The sequence below is a fragment of the Streptomyces sp. NPDC052107 genome (genome assembly GCF_040680215.1).
Lineage (GTDB): Bacteria > Actinomycetota > Actinomycetes > Streptomycetales > Streptomycetaceae > Streptomyces.
This window is the reverse complement of sequence record NZ_JBFAWG010000015.1, coordinates 159,731-180,652: the sequence shown is the minus strand read 5'-3', so window position 1 is coordinate 180,652 and position 20,922 is coordinate 159,731. Positions and strand designations below refer to the sequence as shown.

General features: G+C 68.9%; 20 protein-coding genes and 1 pseudogene. 7 read left to right on the top strand and 14 right to left on the bottom strand.

What is annotated here, in order from left to right; genetic code table 11:
* Together AB0M27_RS19525 and AB0M27_RS19520 are read right to left on the bottom strand one after the other, a co-directional pair.
* Window positions 1–168, bottom strand: a pseudogene (locus tag AB0M27_RS19525) (IS607 family transposase); the annotation flags it as partial.
* Window positions 169–276: 108 nt separating this feature from the next.
* Window positions 277–663 (bottom strand): VOC family protein, encoded by a 387-nt coding sequence (locus tag AB0M27_RS19520; protein ID WP_365723092.1) that lies wholly within the window; start codon window positions 661–663, stop codon window positions 277–279.
* A gap of 72 nt (window positions 664–735) precedes the next feature.
* Here AB0M27_RS19520 and AB0M27_RS19515 point away from each other — a divergent pair, with 72 nt between their 5' ends.
* On the top strand, window positions 736–1,716 hold the full coding sequence (locus AB0M27_RS19515; RefSeq protein WP_365723091.1) for a YafY family protein: 981 nt from the start codon (window positions 736–738) through the stop codon (window positions 1,714–1,716).
* Between the two features lie 113 nt (window positions 1,717–1,829).
* Here AB0M27_RS19515 and AB0M27_RS19510 read toward each other — a convergent pair whose 3' ends face one another.
* The 5 genes from AB0M27_RS19510 to argS all read right to left on the bottom strand — a co-directional run bounded on the left by AB0M27_RS19510 (window position 1,830) and on the right by argS (window position 8,557).
* A complete protein-coding gene (locus tag AB0M27_RS19510) occupies window positions 1,830–2,384 on the bottom strand; it encodes an SUKH-4 family immunity protein (protein WP_365723090.1) in 555 nt (184 codons plus the stop codon).
* A gap of 44 nt (window positions 2,385–2,428) precedes the next feature.
* A complete protein-coding gene (locus tag AB0M27_RS19505) occupies window positions 2,429–4,045 on the bottom strand; it encodes a nucleic acid/nucleotide deaminase domain-containing protein (protein ID WP_365723089.1) in 1,617 nt (538 codons plus the stop codon).
* 126 nt (window positions 4,046–4,171) lie between these two features.
* Window positions 4,172–5,848 (bottom strand): hypothetical protein, encoded by a 1,677-nt coding sequence (locus AB0M27_RS19500; RefSeq protein ID WP_365723088.1) that lies wholly within the window; start codon window positions 5,846–5,848, stop codon window positions 4,172–4,174.
* Window positions 5,845–6,720 carry an SUKH-4 family immunity protein gene (locus AB0M27_RS19495; RefSeq protein ID WP_365723087.1) on the bottom strand — a complete coding sequence of 292 codons (876 nt, stop codon included), beginning with the start codon at window positions 6,718–6,720 and terminating at the stop codon, window positions 5,845–5,847. Before AB0M27_RS19495 ends, AB0M27_RS19500 begins: the two co-directional genes overlap by 4 nt.
* A 70-nt stretch (window positions 6,721–6,790) precedes the next feature.
* Entirely contained in the window at window positions 6,791–8,557 is a 1,767-nt protein-coding gene (gene argS / locus AB0M27_RS19490; RefSeq protein ID WP_365723086.1) for an arginine--tRNA ligase, read from the bottom strand.
* 147 nt (window positions 8,558–8,704) lie between these two features.
* Here argS and lysS point away from each other — a divergent pair, with 147 nt between their 5' ends.
* Window positions 8,705–10,462, top strand: a complete 1,758-nt coding sequence (gene lysS / locus AB0M27_RS19485; protein WP_365723085.1) for a lysine--tRNA ligase — start codon at window positions 8,705–8,707, stop codon at window positions 10,460–10,462.
* Window positions 10,463–10,529: 67 nt separating this feature from the next.
* Here the strand turns inward: lysS and AB0M27_RS19480 are convergent, their stop codons facing one another.
* The 3 genes from AB0M27_RS19480 to AB0M27_RS19470 all read right to left on the bottom strand — a co-directional run bounded on the left by AB0M27_RS19480 (window position 10,530) and on the right by AB0M27_RS19470 (window position 13,749).
* The gene (locus AB0M27_RS19480) at window positions 10,530–11,798 is read right to left on the bottom strand and encodes a DUF2637 domain-containing protein (RefSeq protein WP_365723084.1); all 1,269 of its coding nucleotides are present in this window, start codon (window positions 11,796–11,798) and stop codon (window positions 10,530–10,532) included.
* A 92-nt stretch (window positions 11,799–11,890) separates the two neighbouring features.
* Window positions 11,891–12,772 (bottom strand): DUF3558 family protein, encoded by an 882-nt coding sequence (locus AB0M27_RS19475; RefSeq protein WP_365723083.1) that lies wholly within the window; start codon window positions 12,770–12,772, stop codon window positions 11,891–11,893.
* A 128-nt stretch (window positions 12,773–12,900) separates the two neighbouring features.
* Window positions 12,901–13,749 carry a DUF3558 domain-containing protein gene (locus tag AB0M27_RS19470; protein WP_365723082.1) on the bottom strand — a complete coding sequence of 283 codons (849 nt, stop codon included), beginning with the start codon at window positions 13,747–13,749 and terminating at the stop codon, window positions 12,901–12,903.
* A 223-nt stretch (window positions 13,750–13,972) separates the two neighbouring features.
* Between AB0M27_RS19470 and AB0M27_RS19465 the strand changes: the two genes are divergently transcribed.
* Window positions 13,973–15,166, top strand: a complete 1,194-nt coding sequence (locus tag AB0M27_RS19465) for an RtcB family protein (protein WP_365723081.1) — start codon at window positions 13,973–13,975, stop codon at window positions 15,164–15,166.
* A 341-nt stretch (window positions 15,167–15,507) separates the two neighbouring features.
* Here AB0M27_RS19465 and AB0M27_RS19460 read toward each other — a convergent pair whose 3' ends face one another.
* The 3 genes from AB0M27_RS19460 to AB0M27_RS19450 are packed head-to-tail and all read right to left on the bottom strand — an operon-like array spanning window position 15,508 to window position 16,834.
* Window positions 15,508–15,678: a hypothetical protein gene (locus AB0M27_RS19460; RefSeq protein WP_365723080.1), complete on the bottom strand. Its 171-nt coding sequence runs from the start codon at window positions 15,676–15,678 to the stop codon at window positions 15,508–15,510.
* Window positions 15,678–16,439, bottom strand: coding sequence for an SDR family NAD(P)-dependent oxidoreductase (locus AB0M27_RS19455; RefSeq protein WP_365723079.1), 762 nt, complete (start codon window positions 16,437–16,439; stop codon window positions 15,678–15,680). Before AB0M27_RS19455 ends, AB0M27_RS19460 begins: the two co-directional genes overlap by 1 nt.
* Window positions 16,440–16,495: 56 nt before the next feature.
* Window positions 16,496–16,834 carry a YnfA family protein gene (locus tag AB0M27_RS19450; protein ID WP_365723102.1) on the bottom strand — a complete coding sequence of 113 codons (339 nt, stop codon included), beginning with the start codon at window positions 16,832–16,834 and terminating at the stop codon, window positions 16,496–16,498.
* A gap of 126 nt (window positions 16,835–16,960) precedes the next feature.
* Between AB0M27_RS19450 and AB0M27_RS19445 the strand changes: the two genes are divergently transcribed.
* Window positions 16,961–17,440 (top strand): hypothetical protein, encoded by a 480-nt coding sequence (locus AB0M27_RS19445; RefSeq protein WP_365723078.1) that lies wholly within the window; start codon window positions 16,961–16,963, stop codon window positions 17,438–17,440.
* 26 nt (window positions 17,441–17,466) lie between these two features.
* On the opposite strand, the gene AB0M27_RS19440 is transcribed toward AB0M27_RS19445, so the two are convergent.
* Window positions 17,467–17,871, bottom strand: a complete 405-nt coding sequence (locus tag AB0M27_RS19440) for a helix-turn-helix domain-containing protein (RefSeq protein WP_365723077.1) — start codon at window positions 17,869–17,871, stop codon at window positions 17,467–17,469.
* A gap of 136 nt (window positions 17,872–18,007) precedes the next feature.
* On the opposite strand from AB0M27_RS19440, the gene AB0M27_RS19435 reads away from it, so the two are divergent.
* The 3 genes from AB0M27_RS19435 (at window position 18,008) to AB0M27_RS19425 (ending at window position 20,772) form a co-directional block, all read left to right on the top strand.
* Window positions 18,008–18,898: an NADP-dependent oxidoreductase gene (locus AB0M27_RS19435; protein WP_365723076.1), complete on the top strand. Its 891-nt coding sequence runs from the start codon at window positions 18,008–18,010 to the stop codon at window positions 18,896–18,898.
* 141 nt (window positions 18,899–19,039) lie between these two features.
* Entirely contained in the window at window positions 19,040–20,128 is a 1,089-nt protein-coding gene (locus AB0M27_RS19430) for an LLM class flavin-dependent oxidoreductase (protein WP_365723075.1), read from the top strand.
* Window positions 20,125–20,772 carry a CE1759 family FMN reductase gene (locus tag AB0M27_RS19425; protein WP_365723074.1) on the top strand — a complete coding sequence of 216 codons (648 nt, stop codon included), beginning with the start codon at window positions 20,125–20,127 and terminating at the stop codon, window positions 20,770–20,772. The genes AB0M27_RS19430 and AB0M27_RS19425 overlap by 4 nt, the downstream gene beginning before the upstream one ends.
* Window positions 20,773–20,922: the final 150 nt, after the last annotated feature.

Below are 20,922 nucleotides of genomic sequence, written 5' to 3'. Positions count from 1 at the left end.
CAGGCCCAGACCGCCGATGGCTCCGGGCGTGGCGTTCGCGTCGATGTTCACCAGGATCGTGCGTGGCCCGACCCGCTGAGCCGGTACCGGCAACGCCCCCTCACGAAACCAGCGATACGCGGTCTGCGGATGCACACTCTGCGTCTTCGCCCATTCCGTCAGATTCACACTCCGACAACGACACTCACTCATACATGGTTACGCCCACTCACCCGACTTCGAGGACCAGCAGGTGGAGACCCCCGTGACGGTGCGGATGCTCAGGGAGCCCGCGCACTAAACCAGTGTCGTGATGCAGAACGGGTGCCCGGCGGGATCCAGCAGCACCCGCCACCGCTCCCCGCCCGGCTGGAACTCCGGCTTGTCGGCGCCCAGTTCGAGCAGCCGCTTCTCGGCGGCGTCCAGGTCGTCCACGCCCAGCTCGATGTGCGCCTGCTTCTCCTGGGCCGGGTCCGGCCAGGTGGGCCGGCGGTAGTCGGCGAGGCGGTTGAAGCCGAGGCCGGTCGAACCCTCCTTGCCGAGGAAGACGAAGTCGTCGCTGGAGAAGAGGACGGACATGCCGAGCAACTCGCCGTAGAAACGGGCCATTTCGGCGGGGTCGGAGCAGTCGAAGGTGACGGCGGCGTAGCGGAACGCGGGTGCGGATGAGGTTTCCGTGGTCATGGGGAGGACGCTAGGACATGACCAGGACAGTCCCGGTCCTGGTTGTGCACGACATGTGCCAGACTTCCCGCCGTGCTCAGCTCGTCCGCCCGCCTTCTCCGCCTGCTGTCCCTGCTGTCCTCCCGCCCCTCCTGGACCTGCGTCGAGCTGGCCGAGCGCATGGAGGTCACGGATCGCACGGTCCGCCGGGACATAGCGAGGCTCAGGGACCTCGGCTACGCGGTCGACTCCGAAGCCGGCCCCTGGGGCGGGTACCGCCTGCGCGCCGGCTCCCGCTTGCCGCCGCTGATCCTCGACGACGAGGAGGCGCTGGCCGTGGAGGTCGGCCTGCGCGAGGCCGCGCTGAGCGACGTGCTCGGCGGCGACCAGGCGGCCCTGTCAGCACTGCTGAAGCTGCGGCAGGTGCTCCCACGGCACATCGCGGACCGCCTCGGCGACCTGGACGACGCCTTCGTGCGTCTGCCCGGGCCCGACGGGCCGCAGATGCGCCCGGGCCTGCTGCTGGAACTGGCCGTGGCATGCCGGCGTGGCGAGCGTGCCCTTCTGTCGTACACCGACGGGGAGGGCAGGACCACGGTCCGGGACATCGACCCCTACCGACTCGTCCATGCCGCCCGGCGCTGGTACGTCGTCGCGCGGGACGTGGCCCGTGACCAGTGGCGCACCTTCCGCGCCGACCGTATCGACCGCTTCCAGCCGACCGGCCGGCCCGTGGACCTCACCGACCCACCGGACCCGGCCCAGCTGGTCTCCCGCAACATCGCGAACGGCCCCTACCCCCTGTCCGCGACCATCCGCCTTCCCCTCCCCATGCGGGAGGCACTACGACTCATCCCGGCCACGGTCGGCACTCACCGCCCCGACGGCCCCGACGCCACCCTCGTCGAGGTAGGCGGCCCCGATCCGGACGGCCTCGCCCGCTACCTGCTCACCCTGGGCTCACCCCTACGAGTCCTCGAGCCGGACGCGGTACGACAGGCCCTGGCGCGCCGTGCGCGTGAGCTGGCCGAGGAAAACGCGGCTCAGGGGCGGTGGATACCCGACGCGAGATAGTCGGAGAGTCGCGGCGAGGAACTCCGCTGTGGGCGCGTGGAGTTCACTTCCATCGTGCTGCGGATGGAAACTGACACCGTCCAGGCTGAACAGACGGATGATGTTGCGGTTTCCTACCAGATCCCGTCGATGACCTCTTCCAATGCCAGATTCCACTGAGATTCGTCGCTGTCGAAGGGCGAAGGGTCGAATTCGGAAATCTGGGTACGGAGGCGCTCGGCTCGCGATTCGAGTTCGACGTCTTCGTCTCTTCTGTGTTGTAGCAACTGCTGGAACAGGTGCAGGGAATAGACCAGTGACTCGACGTCCCTGTGGATCTCGGTGTAGGACTCCAGTGGCTCACCTTCGCCAAACTCGTAGATCTTGCCACTCTTGGGATCCAACGCGATGAGGGAGGCCGCAAAATAAGCCAGCACGAGCCAGCTGCGGCATTCTTCGGGTAGTGTTCCGTCTTCAGGGCCGAACCACTCGGACAAGCCGATCGATTCGTCCTGGCCAACGCTGGCCTTGGACTTGAACCAGTTGGTGTCTGGAAGCCCCACTTGGCTGAGAAACAGCATTGTGCGCTCGTCGAGCAAGTTCTCCGTCGAATGAAATCGAGGGAAGTAGACGACTCCCGTCAGCCCGAATGATTCCAGGACTTCATCCGGTGAGACAGCGAAACCCATGCGAACGCCTTCCGTGTCACGTCAGTCAGGAAATACTGCTTCTGTTAACGGCCGTGATGTTTTCTCAGTTCTTCCATGTAATCTTGGTGTTCCGTGTCCCGGAGATGTCGTGGGACCGACTGGTCGTAGGTGTTGGCGTGACGGACCGTCGTGGTGTCAGGAAATCGCAGATTCAACCAGGCATCGCAGCGAGGTCTCTTCTGGCACGGTTGACGCTCGGTGAATACCTCCTTGAGCCCGGACTGTGTGTTTCTGTGCAGCAGCGGATACCCGATGGAACGTTCAGAATGCATACTGTCGTCGCTGTACCCGACGAGGATGCTCGTACCTCGGCCGTCGGGGTCAATATACCGGCCCGCCGCATAGTTGTTTCCGGTGTAGTCGTTCTGGGCGTACCGGGCAAGCTGCGTTGCCTGGCCGAGCTCATCGGTATAGGGGTCCACCTTGGTCGACTGGACCTTGCCCGTATGGGAGTTCGGCACCTTCGTGTCTTCGTTGTCGCGTCTTGTCTGTGGACGCCAGGCTCGCCCGTTGGCATCGAGAACGCCATGCAGCCGGTGCCGGTCTGTGCTGTCGAGGGGATGCAGGTCGCCGTTGGAATGGAGACGCTGCACACTGCCGTCGATGTGGAGCAGGTAGGTGCGGACCTCGTTGTCGGTGCCCCTGTGTATCCGCGACACTGCCTTTGCACGGTCCGGGACCGTCTCGGTGAGGTGCTTTCCGATCTTGCCGAGGGCCTTCTCGCAGCCGTGCAGGGCGCCGTGGATCATTGAGTCGAAGGTCTGGGTGAAGGGGTCCTTGCCCCTGGTGCGCCCGAAAAGCCCCTTGGCCCGGCCGAGTGGCGCCGAGCTGTTCAGGTGGAGTTCGCTGCCGTGGAAGGAGAGCTTGCCGGCTCCGCTCTCGAACTCGTCGTGGTCGATGTGGAGGTCGCCGCCCCCGCCTGAACCGCCGGACACGGAGGCCAGTTCCATGCCGTTGCCGCCGGCTCCCGCCGAGGCCAGCTGCATGCCGCCGTGTCCGTGGCCGTGCCCGCCGGAACCGCCACCGCCGCCGCCCGCGTTTCCGTCAGCGGGAGCGGGAGGCAGGGTGAACGCATCCTCCGCCAGATTCAGCACCGCGTCCTCGATCATCGCCTCCAGCTTGGCGTTGACCGGTGCGGTCACCCGGGCGACCAGCTCGTCCACGATCCGGTCGACGGCCTCGTCGATGATTCGTTTCACCAACTGTCGCATGGCCGTGACCTCGGCCGCGCCGAGCACGGCGGACAGGCCGCCGGTGACGAAGGACAGGCCTACCGACAGGCCCACCGAGCCTGCCATGACGGCGAGTTCGGCCTCGGCCTTCGTCTTCATTCCGAAGATGATGTCCGCGACCACGTCCAGCGCGTCGGCGAAGAGGCGGGCCAGTTCCGGGATCTTGTCCAGGTGGCCGGCCTTGACCTGGTTCCAGTGGGTCTGCATGGAGTGGACGGCCCAGCCGTGCGAGGAGGCCAGGATCTGCTCCACCGCCTTGTGCGCGTCCGCGCCGTGCCCTTCGAACTTGTCGGCGAACTCCCGCATGGCGTGAGCCATGTCGCGGTAGTCGTCCTCGTCGACATTGGGGAAGTGGATGCCGATGAAGTCCAGGACCTCGTCCAGCCACCCCGGAATCGTGTAGCCCATCCCCCGTGACGCCCCCTCGTCCTCCCGATCATCGTATGAGCACTAAAACCCTAACGATGGAGGGCTGTTGGAGGGCAAGGGTGCCTTGGGTCTCTATGGCATGACTGTGACAACCTCTCCCGTTTTTCAGGCTGGGCGCAGGTGCACCAGCCGCTCGTCGGTGCCGATCAGGAGCGTCCCAGCACCGGTCACCGCCAGCGCGTGCACCGGGGCTCCGGGCCAGTAGGCGCGGACCGTGCCTTCCTCGTCCAAGGAGTGGTGTTCGACGAGGCCGTCCCCCCAGGCGACGGTCAGTACCGGTCCGGCGTCAGTGGTCGCTGCCGCCAGGGCCGTCACCGGGCACGACCGCGATCGGACAGGGGAGGCCATCGGGTCAGCTCCCGGGCCCCACACCCGTACCGTGCCGTCGCATCCGCCGCTGTAGATCAGGGGTATGCCCGGTCCCTCCGTGGACGGCGTCAGGCGCAGAGCCGCTACGGCAGCGACGCCACCCTCGTGCAGGTGCGCTGCGAAGGCCGCGGACTCTCCGTCCACTTCAAAGAAGGCGTGCACCTGGCCTGTGGTGTCCCCTGTCGCGAGCAGTCCCTCGCAGAACGACAACGCCGCGGCTTCTCCGCCAAGTCGGGCTTGCGCGGCCTTCGTCAGTCGATCCAGCGGCGTCGGCCCGACCTCCAGCAGTGCCACCAGCCCCGTGGCCCTCGGCGCCGACGGGCTGTGCCGGACGTGCAGCCGGCCCTGCGCGTCCAGGACCAGCACGTCGCCCTCCGGCGTAGCCGCCACGGCGCGCGCCCCCTGCAGCGGCTCCGGCAACCGGCCGGCCGGAGCCGCGTCCGCCTCGTCCAGCAGGCGGACCGTGCCCTGGTGATCGGCCACGACCAGCTTCCCGGCGAGCCGTCCGCGCCCCGACGACAGCGCATGTGCCGGTCCCGGCCATGGTGGGCGGACATCGCCGCGCACCCTGCGCCAGACCACCTGCCATGCGGCGCCCTCGGTCAGCGCCGCCAGTGTCTGCGGCAGCATCGGGCCGGCGTCGTCGCCCAGCGCGGCGAGGAGTACGACGGCCCGGTCCGCCGGCGACAGCTCACGGGTCAGGGAGGCTCCAGCCCGCAGCCATGCCGTCCGCAGGCCGCCGTGAGCGTCCGCGGAGCGTTCGTAGCCGATGGACACCTGCCAGGGGTCCGCCGCGCAGATCGCGGTGGGGTCGTTCAAGTCGACCGTGCGCGTGGGACGTTCGAGCGGCGCCCGGCGGCCGGCCGGCTGGGTGGCCGCCCAGGCGGTGTACCGCTCCGGGTCCGTCCACTGCGGCTGGTCGAGGTCCATCACAGCCGAAGGGACGGCCATGAGGGTCGCGGCCTCACTGCTGTCGCTCCGTATCTCGACGAGCAGCCGGATGTGCGGCAACTCCAGTAAACCCAGGGCAAGTTCAGCCACGCCTCGGGCGTCCTCCGCCGCATGCAGCTCGGGCAGCACGATCACCGTACGGCGCCCGTCGGCGGCCAGTGCGGCCACCAGCTCGCCCGGGGTGCGGGCGGCCACCATCAGCTGCTGGGACAGGGTCCAGGCGGCCGTGAGGGCGCTCTCGCCGGCCAAGGGCACGAAACCGTGGACCCGGCGCTCCCGTTGCGTCCCCTCCCGCGTCCCGTGCCCGATCAGCCACGCCAGCAAGGTCGACTTGCCGCATCCCTCGCCACCAGTGACGACGCACAGGCGAGGGGCCTGCGGATCCGCCAGCCAGGAAAGCAGCGCGGCGGCCGCCGGTTCACGGCCCGCTGCCGGGCGGGACCACTTCAGCGCCTCGCTCACTGGCGGCCCGCCTGCTTCGCCGCGTACGTGATCAACTCCTTGAGTCCCTCTTCGCGTGACTCCGCCGTCGAGCCGTAGTCGAAGCTGTGCGTGAACTCCGCGTGCGGGAACGTCGCCTGCAGCCATACCGCGCAGTAGTGGCCCGGCATCATGCAGGGTTCCAGCTCGCAGTAGACGCGTCGTACCTGCTCCGGAGAGACGCCGTCCGCCCACAGCCGCGCCCAGACCAGCTCCTCCGGATGCGTGCGTCCCGGCCCCGTCGCGTCGGTGACGATCTGCTTGGCGCCGGACGCGTCGACGTACTCGAAGGCGGAGGAGAACGGGAAGTTCAGCGTGTGCCGTACGTCGTCCAGGACCCTCGGCCACCAGCTCTCGCGCTCCTCGAACGCGGCGGCGTCGATATGCCGGAGCTCGGCGTTGAGTTCGCGGAAGGCCGCGGCGGCCACCGGGAGGCTGGCCGAGGCGGCGATCACCGGAAGGCGGCGGTCCAGGGCGGCCAGCGAGGCGTTGAACGCCGAGACATCAGAGCTGACGAACATGTCGTCCTCGTCCAGGCCCAGGAACACAGCCTGCACCGCCCCGTCCGGCCGTACGCACAGGTGGGCCAGCGGGTCCGTGCCGAGCCGCAGCCAGTTCTCCTGGCCCGTGGGCACCGGCAGACCGTGGTGCCCCGCGGTCATCCCCAACGTCGGCCCGTCGCTGTCACCCGCCGCCGTGAAGTACGGCTGGACGTGCAGCGGGACTCCTGTGTCCGCCAGCGCCTCGCGGGCCGCGCCGGGCAGCTGGACGCCGTAGGAGGCCGGCACCGTGAACCGGCGCATGCCGTCCCGGCCGAAGTGGGACATGGCGGGATCGGGGACTCGCTCGGACATCGGGCTCCCTCAGAGTCTGCGGAGACAGGACGGCTCCACAGACTCTAAGGGCAGACCCGGAAGGTGTGTGTCAGAGCTTCTCGGGCGTGCGGATGCCCAGCAGGGCCATGCCCTGGTGCAGGGTGCGGGCCGTGATGTCGCACAGGAAGAGGCGGTTCTCCACCTGGGCCGGGGTCTCGGCCTTCAGGACCGGGCACTTGTCGTAGAAGGAGGTGTAGAGGGACGCCAGTTGGTAGAGGTAGGCCGTCAGCTTGTGCGGGGCGTACTCCGCCGCCGCCTCCGTCACCGTCTCCGCGAAGGCGTCGACGTGCAGGCCCAGGGCGCGCTCGGCCTCCGCCAGTTCCAGCTCCGGGTGCGCGGCCGGGCGGGTCTCGCCGGCCTTGCGGAGGATGGACTGGATACGGGCGTACGCGTACTGCAGGTACACGCTCGTGTCGCCGTTGAGCGAGACCATCTGGTCCAGGTCGAACTTGTAGTCCCGGTTCGCCGACGTCGACAGGTCCGCGTACTTCACCGCGCCGATGCCCACCTGGGCACCCCGCTCGGCGATCTCCTCCTCGGACAGGTCCTGGGCCTTCTCCCGTACGACGGCCGAGGCGCGGTCGATCGCCTCGTCGAGGAGGTCGACCAGGCGGACGGTCTCGCCCTCACGCGTCTTGAAGGGCTTGCCGTCCTTGCCGAGGACCGTGCCGAAGGCCAGCTGGAAGGCGGTGACGTCCTCGTTCAGCCAGCCTGCCCGGCGCGCCGTCTCGAAGACCATCTTGAAGTGCAGGGCCTGGCGGGCGTCCACCACGTACAGCAGGGTGTTCGCCTTGAGGTTGAAGACCCGGTCGCGGATCGCCGACAGGTCCGTCGCCGCGTAGCCGTAGCCGCCGTCCGACTTCTGGACGATCAGCGGGACCGGGTTGCCGTCCGGGCCCTTGATGTCGTCGAAGAAGACGCACAGGGCGCCCTCGCTGCGGACCGCGACGCCCGACTCCTCCAGGAGGCGGCAGGTCTCCGCGAGCATGTCGTTGTAGCCGGACTCGCCGACGATGTCGGGGTCGCGGATCTCCATGTCCAGCTTCTCGAAGACGGAGAAGAAGTAGATCTTCGACTCGTCCACGAACTTCTGCCACGTGGCGAGCGTGTGCGAGTCGCCGGCCTGGAGGTCGACCACCCGGCGGCGGGCCCGCGTCTTGAACTCCTCGTCGGAGTCGAAGAGCTTCCGCGCGGCCTTGTAGAGGCGGTCGAGGTTCGACATCGCCTCCTCACCGGTGACGTGGGTTTCCTTGTGGTCCAGCTCGTGCGGGTGCTCGTCCAGGTACTGGATGAGCATGCCGAACTGGGTGCCCCAGTCGCCGATGTGGTGGCGGCGGACCACGTTCTCGCCGGTGAATTCGAGGAGCTGGACCACCGAGTCGCCGATCACCGCCGACCGCAGATGGCCTACGTGCATCTCCTTCGCCACGTTCGGCTGCGCGTAGTCGATCACCGTCGTGCCCGGCTGGGCGGCGGTCGGCACGCCGAGGCGGCCCGTCTCGTCCGCGTACCGCGCGGCCAGGTTCCCGGTGATCGCCCGGTCCGCGATCGTGATGTTCAGGAAGCCGGGGCCGGAGACCTCGACGTCCTTGATCAGCTCGTCACCCGTCACCACCTGGGAGACGACCTGCGTCGCCAGCTCCCTCGGGTTCGCCTTCGCCTTCTTGGCCAGGGCCAGGATCCCGTTGGCCTGGAAGTCGGCCCGGTCGCTTCGTCGCAGCAGCGGGTCCGCGCCGGCGGCCTCCGGCAGGGTGGCCGAGAGGGCGGACGCGAGGTGCTGCTGGACGTTGTCGCTGAGGGACGTGACCGAGGCCATAGGAATGGGTGCCGTTCTCCTCGTGGATGGATAGTCCCAGCCAGTATCCCATGGCAGGTAAAGCCGTTTTCGCCGTCGCATCCCGGTCTGTGAGAATGGAGTGTCACCCCGATCAGACGGAGTGCCACCCCGTTCAGAAAGAAGGACGTGCCGATCGTGGCTCAGAGCACCGAGACCACCGACTGGGTCTCCCGTTTCGCGGATGAGGTCATCGAGGAGTCGGAGCGCCGGGCCCCGGGCAAACCGGTCGTCGTCGCGTCCGGACTCTCGCCGTCGGGTCCGATCCACCTGGGCAACCTGCGCGAGGTCATGACCCCGCACCTGGTCGCCGACGAGATCCGCCGCCGCGGGTACCAGGTCCGGCACCTGGTCTCCTGGGACGACTACGACCGGTACCGGAAGGTTCCGGCGGGTGTCGCGGGCATCGACGAGACCTGGGCCGAGCACATCGGCAAGCCGCTGACCTCGGTGCCGGCGCCGCGCGGATCGTCGCACCCGAACTGGGCCGAGCACTTCAAGGCCGCGATGATCGCCTCGCTGGCCGAGCTGGGTGTCGAGTTCGACGGGATCAGCCAGACCGCGCAGTACACCTCCGGCGCCTACCGCGAGCAGATCCTGCACGCCATGAGGCACCGCGGCGACATCGACGCGATCCTCGCCCAGTACCGCACGAAGAAGGCCCCGAAGAAGCAGCAGCAGAAGGCCGTCGACGAGGCCGAGCTGGAGGCGGAGGAGGGCTCGGGCGCCGCGTCCGAGGACGACGGCAGCTCCGGTTCCGCCGGCTACTTCCCGTACAAGCCGTACTGCGGCAACTGCGAGAAGGACCTGACGACCGTCACCTCGTACGACGACGACTCCACCGAGCTGGCCTACACCTGCAACGCCTGCGGCTTCTCCGAGACCGTCCGGCTGAGTGAGTTCAACCGCGGCAAGCTGGTCTGGAAGGTCGACTGGCCGATGCGCTGGGCGTTCGAGGGCGTCGTCTTCGAGCCGAGCGGTGTCGACCACTCCTCGCCGGGCTCGTCCTTCCAGGTCGGCGGGCAGATCGTCGGGATCTTCGGCGGGAAGCAGCCGATCGGCCCCATGTACGCGTTCGTCGGTATCTCCGGCATGGCGAAGATGTCCTCCTCGCGGGGCGGGGTCCCGACTCCCGCCGACGCGCTGAAGATCATGGAGCCGCAGATCCTGCGCTGGCTCTACGCCCGCCGCAAGCCCAACCAGTCCTTCAAGATCGCCTTCGACCAGGAGATCCAGCGGCTGTACGACGAGTGGGACAAGCTGGCGGCGAAGGTCGCTGAGGCTTCAGGCACTGGGGGAGGGTCCGCGCTGCCGGGTGACGTGGCCGCGTACACGCGCGCGGTCGGCACGGCCGGCGGTGAGCTGCCGAAGACGGCGCGTCCGCTGCCGTACCGCACGCTGGCGTCCGTCGCCGACATCACCGCCGGGCACGAGGACCAGGCGCTGCGGATCCTCTCCGAGCTGGACCCGGAGCAGCCGCTGGCGTCCCTGGACGAGGTACGGCCCCGGTACGACCGGGCCGAGGCCTGGATCAACACGCACGTCCCCGCCGACCAGCGGACCGTCGTGCGCGACGAGCCCGACGCCGAGCTGCTGAAGTCCCTCGACGAGGCCTCCCAGCAGTCGGTGCGGCTGCTCCTCGACGGGCTCGCCGAGCACTGGTCGCTCGACGGGCTGACCCACCTCGTGTACGGCGTGCCCAAGGTGCAGGCCGGGTTCCCGGCCGACGCCACGCCGAAGGAGCTGCCGGCCGAGATCAAGACGGCTCAGCGGTCCTTCTTCGCCCTGCTGTACCACCTGCTCGTCGGGCGGGACACCGGGCCGCGACTGCCCACGCTGCTGCTCGCGGTGGGGCAGGAGCGGGTGCGGCGGCTGCTCGGGGAGTAAGAGCCCGTAGGAAACCGCGTAAGAAGAAAGGGGCCCTCCGTGGCGGAGGGCCCCTTTCTTCCTGCCGTTACGCGATGTGGTTCTCTTCGAGTTCCGCGTTGAAGCGGTTGGTGAAGCGTTTGACCATACGGTCGGCGTCGCGCGGGGGGAGCGTGAGGCCGTACGTCGCCTCGACGGCCTCGCCGAACTGGTGCGGGGTGGGGAAGCTGCCGTCGATCGACTTGCGGAAGACCTGGTAGTAGTCGTCCTCGGTCGGGTCCGGCTCCGGGGTGCCGCCGCCCTCGCCGAGTTCGCGGGTGCGATTCGGGCCCACCGGGATGGGGAAGCTGCCGGTCTCCTCGGGGGAGGGTTGCTGGAAGTCCTCCGGCTGCTGCTCCTCGTACCACTCCTCGTACTGTTCGTCGGGGGCGTACTGAGGTTCCTGCAGCATCGGGTCGTACGTGGGGTCGTAACCGCCGTGGTAGTCGACCTGGCGCGGGGTCTGGAACCAGGGGCTCTGCTCGTCCACCGGGGGCTGCTCCGGGCGCTGCTCGCCGGGAGGTGCCGCCTGCATCGGGACGGGCGCCGCGCCGACGGCACGACTGCCTTCGGCCATGGCGTTCGCCATGAGCTGCGGCGGCTGAGGGACGGCCTGCAGCAGGACCGGTTCGATGCCCGCCGCCGCCAGGCCCGCCGGTGCCGTCTCCGCCAGCGGGACCCCGTACCGGGCCAGGCGCAGCGGCATCAGGGACTCCACCGGAGCCTTCCGGCGCCATGCGCGGCCGAAGCGGGAACGGAGTCGGGCCTGGTAGACGAGACGTTCCTGCTCCAGCTTGATGACCTGGTCGTAGGAGCGCAGCTCCCACAGCTTCATCCGGCGCCAGAGCAGGAAGGTGGGGACGGGGGAGAGCAGCCAGCGGGTCAGGCGGACGCCCTCCATGTGCTTGTCCGCCGTGATGTCGGCGATCCGGCCGATCGCGTGCCGGGCCGCCTCCACCGCGACCACGAACAGCACCGGGATCACCGCGTGCATGCCGACGCCCAGCGGGTCCGGCCAGGCGGCGGCGCCGTTGAACGCGATCGTCGCCGCCGTCAGCAGCCACGCCGTCTGGCGCAGCAGCGGGAAGGGGATACGGATCCAGGTCAGCAGCAGGTCCAGCGCCAGCAGGACACAGATGCCCGCGTCGATGCCCACCGGGAAGACATAGGAGAAGTTCCCGAAGCCCTTTTTGATGGCCAGCTCACGGACGGCCGCGTAGGAACCGGCGAAGCCGATTCCGGCGATGATCATGGCGCCGGTCACGACCACGCCGATGAGAACGCGGTGTATCCGAGTCAGCTGCAGTGGCGCGGCCACGCGTACTCCCCTCCCCTTGCCAGTTGTTGCGCGCAACAGGGTGGCACACGCGAACGGCGAACGTGGTACCGGTCAGGGCTTCCGGTCCTCCGTCAGCCCTTCTTCGCGGCCGACTTGGACGGAGAAGCGCTGGAAGGGGCCGACTTGGACGGGGAGCCGGAGGTGGACTTCGACGGGGCCGTCGACGCGGAACCGGCCGACGACGAGCCGCCGTTGGCGGACGACACCGCCCCGAGCACTTCCTTGATCGCGCTCTCCGAGGCCTTCGTCAGGTCCTCGGCGTCGGGGGTCTTCTCGCCCGCGAGACCGGCGCCGTTGTAGTCGAGCGTGACGACCACGTTCTGGACCCGCGCGACCACCGTCTGCTGCTTGAACAGACCTTCCTTCTTCTGAAGGTCGTAGCGCACGGCCGTCGCCTCCGTGCCCGTCCCGGACAGTGGGATCTCCTTGGTGTTCTTCGCGCCGGCCACCGACTCGGCGTCCTTGACCTGCTGCCCGAAGTACGTGTGCGCCTGGGTGTCACCGGCACCGCGCGTGGTGTCCGAGTCGAAACGGAGCAGGGACACGTTCAGCCACCGGAACTGCGAGCCCTTCACGCCGTTGTTGTCCAGGCTGCTCCAGGAGCAGGAGGCACGCGACGACGGATCGTCCGAACTGCCCTTCTTGCCCGATGTGTCCTTCGGGGTGAGGTTCGTCAGGGTCTTCTTCGACAACACCGCGCACGCGTCGGGCAGCTTCTTGTACGCGGCCGCCTGCACGGTCGGGGACTCGCTCGCCGAGGGCTTGGTGCTGCCGCCCGCGGACTGCTGCGTGCTGCTGTCCGTGCCCTTGCCCTTGGAGTCGCCCGAGTCCGACGAACAGGCGGCGGTGATCAGCACCGCCGGCACGGCTGCCGCGCAGACAAGAACACGGCTCAGGCGCTTGCCACGCATCTCTCGCTGGGCACGGTCGTCTTGCTGGGCTGCTCGCTGCATGGTTCCTTCACTCATGACGCTCGGTGATCGTGCGGGTTCCTGCGGGGGCCCACGGTACGCGGTGAAGGAGCTGTGCGGTTTCCGTTCGGGTGCTTTGCGTGCGGCGCGGTGAGCGGCTCCCCCGGCCGTCAACCGCCCAGCGTGCCATCCAGTTGAGAGGCGAGATTACGGGCCCTGTCCTGCATTTCCTTGCTGTCCGGGACCGTTCCTACGGCCGTCGGCTGCTCCTCGTACACGATGGTGACGACGACGTTGGACGTGCGGAACACCACAGTCACCGTCCGCTGTTCGGCGGTCGAACCGGACGAACCGAGCTGGTCGTCGATATACGCCTCGTCACCGAGATCGGACAGCACCCGCGGCTGCAGATCGGCCGCGGCGGAACCGGAGGAGGAGCCGGAGGGGGACCCGGAAGGGGAGGCGCCGCCGCTCGCGGAGGACGACGGGGAACCACTGGACGAGGGTGAGGACGTCGGCGTCGGCGCGGTCGTCCCACTCGTTCCGCTCGTCGGCGAGGAGCTGCTCGGTGCGGGGAGGTCGGCGGCCGACTCCTTGCCCTCGAACAGCTTCTTCGCCTGGTCGTCGTCGCTGACCGTGTTGTCGTACGACACCACGCGCTCGAAGTCGACCGAGAGGTGGTCGGTGGCGTCGGCGGACTCCACCTTCCAGCGGCAGCCGACCTTGCGATCGGTGTCGTAGGTGAGCGCGGCCTGGCCCTGGTAGGCCTTGTCCCGCTGGTCGGGGTCGGCGATCTGCTTGATGCCGGGCAGCAGCGAGTCGAGGCTGTCGTGGCCGACCGCGCCGCAGGGTTCGGGCAGCGTGCGGTACTTGCCGGGCTGGGCGACGGCCGAGGCGGTGTCGGCGGCGCCCGGATTGGCGTTGTCCGTGGGGCTGTCGCCGCCCGAGCCGCTCGTGCAGCCGGCCAGCAGCGCCGCGAGGAGGGCGGCGGTGCCGGTTACGTACGCCTTCCGCTGCACGGTCGGGCTCCTCTCGGGTGTGCGCTCGCTTGGTGCTCCAGTGTCCCCGCTGGTTATTCGCTTGCCGCAGCGGGGCGTCCCCTGGAGACAATGTGTATCGCACGCGCTGCTGTGGCCGCCGGTCCCTTGTCCTTTTTTACCGGCTCCGGCACTGCTTTTTCACTTTGCCGCTTATAAGCCTTGTGTAAGCCTTTGTTGTCGTTTTCGGGGGAATGAGGAACCTATGTCGTACGTGGAAATGCCGGGCGCGAAGGTCCCGATCCGGATGTGGACCGACCCCGCGACGGTCGAGGACGTGGCCCTGCGTCAGCTTCAGAACGTGGCGACCCTGCCCTGGATCAAGGGTCTGGCCGTGATGCCGGACGTGCACTACGGCAAGGGCGCGACGGTCGGATCCGTCATCGCCATGCGGGGCGCGGTGTGCCCGGCGGCGGTCGGCGTGGACATCGGGTGCGGGATGTCGGCGGTGAAGACGTCCCTGACGGCGAACGATCTGCCGGGGGACCTGTCGCGGCTGCGGTCGAAGATCGAGCAGGCGATTCCGGTGGGGCGGGGGATGCATGAGGATCCCGTGGAGCCGGGGGACTTCCATGGGCTGGCCACGGCCGGATGGGACGACTTCTGGGGGCGGTTCGACGGGGTCGCAGAAGAGGTCAAATTCCGTCAGGATCGGGCCCATAAGCAGATGGGAACGCTCGGAAGCGGAAATCACATGATCGAATTGTGTCTCGATCAGTCAGGTTCGGTCTGGCTCATGCTGCACTCCGGTTCCCGCAACATCGGGAAGGAACTGGCCGAGTACCACATCGGTGTCGCGCAGAAGCTCCCGCACAACCAGGGCCTGGTGGACGGTGACCTGGCGGTGTTCGTCTCGGACACTCCGCAGATGGCGGCGTACAGGAACGATCTCTACTGGGCGCAGGAGTACGCCAAGTACAACCGCGCGCTCATGATGGCGCTCCTGAAGGGCGTGGTCCGCAAGGAGTTCAAGAAGGCCAAGCCCACCTTCGAGCAGGAGATCTCGTGCCACCACAACTACGTTGCCGAGGAGCGGTACGAGGGCATGGATCTGCTCGTGACCCGCAAGGGAGCGATCCGGGCCGGCTCCGGTGAGTTCGGGATCATCCCTGGCTCGATGGGTACCAGTTCGTACATCGTGAAAGGACTCGGGAACGAGAAGGCCTTCAACTCGGCTTCCCATGGGGCGGGTCGGCGTATGAGCCGTAACGCCGCGAAGCGTCACTTCACGACCAAGGACCTGGAGGAGCAGACACGGGGTGTGGAGTGCCGTAAGGACTCCGGGGTGCTGGACGAGATTCCGGGTGCTTACAAGAACATCGACCAGGTTATGGAGCAGCAGCGCGACCTTGTCGAGGTCGTGGCGAAGTTGAAGCAGTTCGTGTGCGTGAAGGGGTGACGCGAAAGGCCTCCGGTTGGTGCCGGGGGCCTGGTTCGCTTTGTCACTGATAGCCGGGCATGGGCACTTTGCCGTTCCGTAGGCGCCAGAGGCGGAGATTGCAGCTCTGCGTGGTCCTGTCGAGTGCCTCAGCGGCAGCCATGGGGCTGTTGAGTTTCAACAGGATGCGGTCTTCGGACTCAGTCCAGCGGCGAGCTGTGCAGGCCGCCCTCATCCCTGAGGGGGCGGGGCTGCATCCCTGCTGAGGGCCGTCGAATTGATCGTGTGGCGCGAGCCTAGGGTGGGTGTTCGTGTGGCGATCGGGCGATCGATGAGGTTAGCCCGTGTGGGCTAATTCTGAGTCACTTCGCGTGGCGTACCGCGTAGATCATCACGAAGGCCACGATGTGGATGCCGAAGAGGAAGTAGCCGAGGAAGTACCAGACCTTGCGTTCGTCCTTGGTCTCCTGGGCCAGGCGGCGTTGCTCCAGGTTGTCCAGGGAGTCGGGTGTCTCGGAGGTTTCTTCGGGCATCACGGCTCCCGGTGGACCTTGGTGTTGGACGCCTGGGCGCGGGGGCGGAGGACGAGGAGGTCCACGTTGACGTGGCTGGGGCGGGTGACCGCCCAGGTGATGGTTTCCGCCACGTCGTCCGCGGTGAGGGGCTCGGCCACGCCCTGGTAGACCTTGGCCGCCCTCGTCTCGTCGCCGGCGAAGCGGGTCAGGGCGAACTCCTCCGTCTTCACCATGCCGGGGGCGATCTCGATGACGCGGACAGGCTGGCCGACGATCTCCAGGCGGAGGGTCTCGGCGAGGACGTGGGCGCCGTGCTTGGCGGCGACATAGCCCGCGCCGCCTTCATAGGTGCCATGGCCGGCGGTGGAGGAGACGACCACGACCACGCCGTCGCCGCTCGCCACCAGCTTCGGCAGCAGGGCCTGGGTGAGGTTCAGGGTGCCGATGACGTTCGTCTCGTACATCGTGCGCCAGTCCGCCGGGTCGCCGGTGGCCACCGGGTCCGCGCCGAGGGCGCCGCCCGCGTTGTTGACCAGGACGCCGATGGTCTGGAAGGCGGTCGCGAACTCGTCGACGGCCGAGCGGTCGGTCACGTCCAGCTGGTAGGCCACCGCCGAGTGGCCCGCCGTGGTCAGCTCCTGCGCCAGTGCCTCGATACGGTCCTTGCGGCGGGCGGTGAGGACGACGCGGTAGCCGGCCTCGGCGAGCTGCCGTGCCGTGGCGGCGCCGATGCCGCTGCTCGCACCGGTGACGACGGCGATGCGGGAGGCGGGGGCCATGGTCAGCTCCTCGGGGAGGGTCGGGTGGTAAGGGCTCCGTCCAGCCTAAGTGAGGCTCAGGCACCGTTCCTCGGCGCCCACATGATCACGGCCATCCCGGCGAGACAGATCAGCGCGCCCACGATGTCGTAGCGGTCGGGGCGGTAGCCGTCCGCGACCGCCCCCCAGAGAAGCGAGCCGGCGACGAAGATGCCGCCGTACGCGGCCAGGATACGGCCGAAGTGGGCGTCCGGCTGGAAGGTGGCGACGAAACCGTAGGCGCCCAGGGCCAGGACCCCGCCGGTCACCCACAGCCAGCCCCGGTGCTCACGTACGCCCTGCCAGATCAGCCAGGCGCCGCCGATCTCGAAGACGGCGGCGACGACGAACAGGGCGGCGGAGCGGAGGATCGACATGGGCAGCAGCTTGGCATGCGGGTCGCGCGCGGCGTTCACGGGCCGCTGTCACCTGTTGGAGGGCGCCTTTCGCCGGGGTCCCCGTGGCATACATCCCTACGCCAGTCGGATCGCGAGCGTGGAGTGGTGAGCGGCGTGCGGAAGTGGACCTGGGGTGTGACGGGGGCCTTGGCCGGTGTGGTTCTGGGGGCGGGGGCCGCCGTGGCCGCCCCGCCGGCCGGGCCCGAGGCCGACCTCGACTTTCACGGAACCGCGGTGATGAACGGCGACCGGGTGGAGGTGAAGCTGACCCCGCACAACGGCGGTCCGGCCGCCCTGCCGGACGCGAGGGTGCGGCTGCGCTGGTCGTTGGCGTTGGCCGAGGAGCAGCAGCTGCCCGCGCGCTGTGCCCGGGAGGACGAGCGGACGGTGCTGTGCGGGACGGGCGCGCTGGCCGCGAACGGGGTGGGTGAGCAGCTGGACGTGCCGGTGCGGCTGAAGGAGAAGCCGTCGGAGGTCACGGTGGAGATCGACACGGCGTGGGGCGGTGGCGCCGCGGACAACGACCGCACGAACGACCGGATGAAGGTGCTGGTCCTGGACACCGGCGACGCGTACGCCTTCTGAAGCCCGCTGATCAGGGGATCAGGAGATCAGGCGGGGTTCTCCGCGTCGTAGCGCTCGCGGGCCGCTCGTACCTCCTCGAAGTGGGTCTCGGCCCAGTCCTTCACGGCCGTCAGCAGGCAGGCGAGGCTGGTGCCGAGCGGGGTGAGCTCGTAGTCGACGCGGACGGGGACGGACGGGGTGACCGTGCGGCTGATGATGCCGTCCCGTTCGAGGGCGCGCAGGGTCTGGGTGAGCATCTTGGGGCTGACGCCGGCGATCTTGCGGCCGAGGTCGCTGTAGCGCAGGGGGCCGGTGGCCAGGGCGGCGACGACGAGGCTGACCCACTTGTCGCTGAGCCGGCCGAGGAGCTGGTTGGTGGGGCATTCGCGCAGGAAGGCGTCGTAGTCGGTGCGGGCCCGCTCGCGGCGCTGGGCGGCGGTCATGGTCGCCATGGGCTCTTCCCTTCGGGACAGCTATGCACTCACAGGTAACTACTTACCGATGGATAGTAGCTCTCCCACGGTTGGTGCTGCGGCCGGAACGGGGCCGCGGAAGTCATCAACTGCCTTGTGATTGGGGAGAGTTGTCATGCGTGCTGCTGTGGTGAGGGCGTTCGGCGGGCCGGAGAGCGTGGAGATCGCGGACGTCGCGGTGCCGGAGCCGGGAGCGCGGCAGGTGCGGATCAAGGTGGCCGCGAGCGCGCTGAACCCGGTGGACGCGGGCGTGCGCGCCGGTGTCTTCGGTGGGGCCGGCAAGACCCTCGGGCTCGGCTGGGACGTGGCCGGCACGGTGGACGCGGTGGACGGGCCCGCCTCCTGGGAGACCGGCGATCCGGTGGTGGCGCTGGTGCCGGGGGTCGCGGATCCGCTGGGTGCTCATGCCGAGTACGTCGTCGTGGACGCGCAGGCCGTGGCCGCGGCGCCCGCCTCGGAGGACGCGGCGCACGCGGGCACCCTGCCGCTGAACGGGCTGACCGCGCTGCAGGCCCTGGACCTGCTGGACCTCGCGCCGGGCGACCGGCTGCTGGTGACCGGGGCCGCGGGTGCGGTCGGCGGGTTCGCGGTGCAGCTGGCCGCGCACCGGGGGATCGAGGTGACCGGGCATGCCCGGGCGGACGACGAGGAGCTGGTGCGTTCCCTGGGTGCGGCGCACTTCACGGTCGGCGGGGTCGAGCCGGTAAGTGTGGACGCGGTGCTGGACGCCGCCGTGCTCGGGACGCCCGCGCTCGCGTGGGTCCGGGACGGGGGCGCGTTCGTCGCGGTCCGTGACGGGGCGCTGCCGGAGGCGGAGCGGGGGGTGCGCTTGGAGAACGTGTGGGTACGGGCCGACGGCGCGCAGCTCGCGGAGCTGGTGCGGCCGGTGGACGAGGGGGTGCTGACCCTGCGGGTGGCTCAGACCTACGCCCTGGAGGAGGCGGCCAAGGCGCATGCGCGGCTCGCGGAGGGCGGGGTGCGGGGGCGGCTGGTACTCGTCCCCTGACCTGCGAAGCGGCGCGGACCTGCCCTGAGGTGACGGGCTGCCCAGAGGAGACGGACTCGCGAGGTGACCGGAATAACCCGGCCGGGGTGGCGGTTTCAGCGGATATAGTTGAACCGTAAACAACCTGAAGGGTGAGCGACCATGCAGTTCGGGATCTTCACGGTCGGCGATGTCACGCCGGACCCCACCACGGGACGTACGCCGACCGAGCGCGAGCGGATCAAGGCCATGGTCGCCATTGCGCTCAAGGCCGAGGAGGTCGGCCTGGACGTCTTCGCCACCGGCGAGCACCACAACCCGCCGTTCGTGCCGTCTTCCCCGACGACGATGCTCGGCTATGTGGCAGCGCAGACGGAGAAGCTGATCCTGTCCACCTCCACCACGCTGATCACCACCAACGACCCGGTGAAGATCGCGGAGGACTTCGCGATGCTCCAGCACCTGGCCGACGGGCGCGTGGACCTGATGATGGGCCGCGGCAACACCGGGCCGGTCTACCCCTGGTTCGGCCAGGACATCCGGCAGGGCATCAACCTCGCCATCGAGAACTACGCCCTGCTGCGCCGGCTGTGGCGCGAGGACGTCGTGGACTGGGAGGGCAAGTTCCGCACCCCGCTGCAGGGCTTCACCTCCACCCCGCGCCCCCTGGACGGCGTACCGCCCTTCGTCTGGCACGGCTCCATCCGCTCGCCCGAGATCGCCGAACAGGCGGCCTACTACGGCGACGGCTTCTTCCACAACAACATCTTCTGGCCGGCCGACCACACCAAGCGGATGGTCGAGCTGTACCGGGCCCGGTTCGCGCACTACGGCCACGGCACGCCCGAGCAGGCGATCGTCGGCCTGGGCGGCCAGGTGTTCATGCGGAAGAACTCGCAGGACGCAGTGCGCGAGTTCCGGCCGTACTTCGACAACGCGCCGGTCTACGGCCACGGGCCCTCCCTGGAGGACTTCACCGACCAGACCCCGCTGACCGTCGGCACCCCGGAGCAGGTCATCGAGAAGACCCTGTCCTTCCGGGAGTACGCCGGTGACTACCAGCGCCAGCTGTTCCTGGTGGACCACGCCGGGCTGCCGCTGAAGACCGTGCTGGAGCAGATCGACATGCTCGGCGAGGAGGTCGTGCCGGTGCTGCGCAAGGAGTTCGCGAACGGCCGCCCCGCGGACGTGCCGGAGGCGCCGACCCACCAGTCCCTGCTCGCCGCCGCACAGAAGGAGACCGTGGCATGAAGCTCGTCGTCGTGTCCGCGGGGCTGAGCGTCCCGTCCTCCACCCGGCTGCTGGGCGACCGGCTCACCACCGCGGTGGCGAGCCGGGCGGAGGCGGACGTGGAGGTGATCGAGCTGCGGGACCTCGCCGTCGAGATCGCGCACAACTTCACCAACGGGTTCGCCGGGAAGGCGCTCGCCGCCGCGCAGGACGCGATGGCGGGGTCCGACGGGCTGATCGTCGTCACGCCCGTGTTCAGCGCGTCGTACAGCGGGCTCTTCAAGTCGTTCTTCGACGTGCTGGACAAGGAGGCGCTGGTGGGCAAGCCGGTACTGATCGCGGCGACCGGGGGTACGGCCCGGCACTCGCTGGTGCTGGAGCACGCGCTGCGGCCGCTGTTCGCCTATCTGCGGGCCGTCGTCGTGCCGACGGGTGTGTACGCCGCCTCGGAGGACTGGGGCGAGGAGGGACTGGCGGGGCGGATCGAACGGGCGGCGCAGGAGCTGGCCGGCCTGATGACCGGGCTGTCGGCGGCCGAGGCGGACACCTCGGCCGGGCGCAAGGCTCATTCCCCGGGCGGGTTCGAGGCGGACGCCACGCGCGGTCTCCAGGTCGTCGTGCCCTTCGAGGAGCAGCTGGCGAAACTCGGCGCGTCCGGCATGTAAGGACATAGCACCCGCCCACACGTCTCCCCGTGACGGTGAGAAGACGGTAGATCCAGGGGCCGGGTTGCCCGTGTGACGGTGAGAGGGGGGTAAAAAGGGTGATCGTAGGTCCGCTCGTCCCGGCCGAACCACCGAAGGCCTTGGCAAACT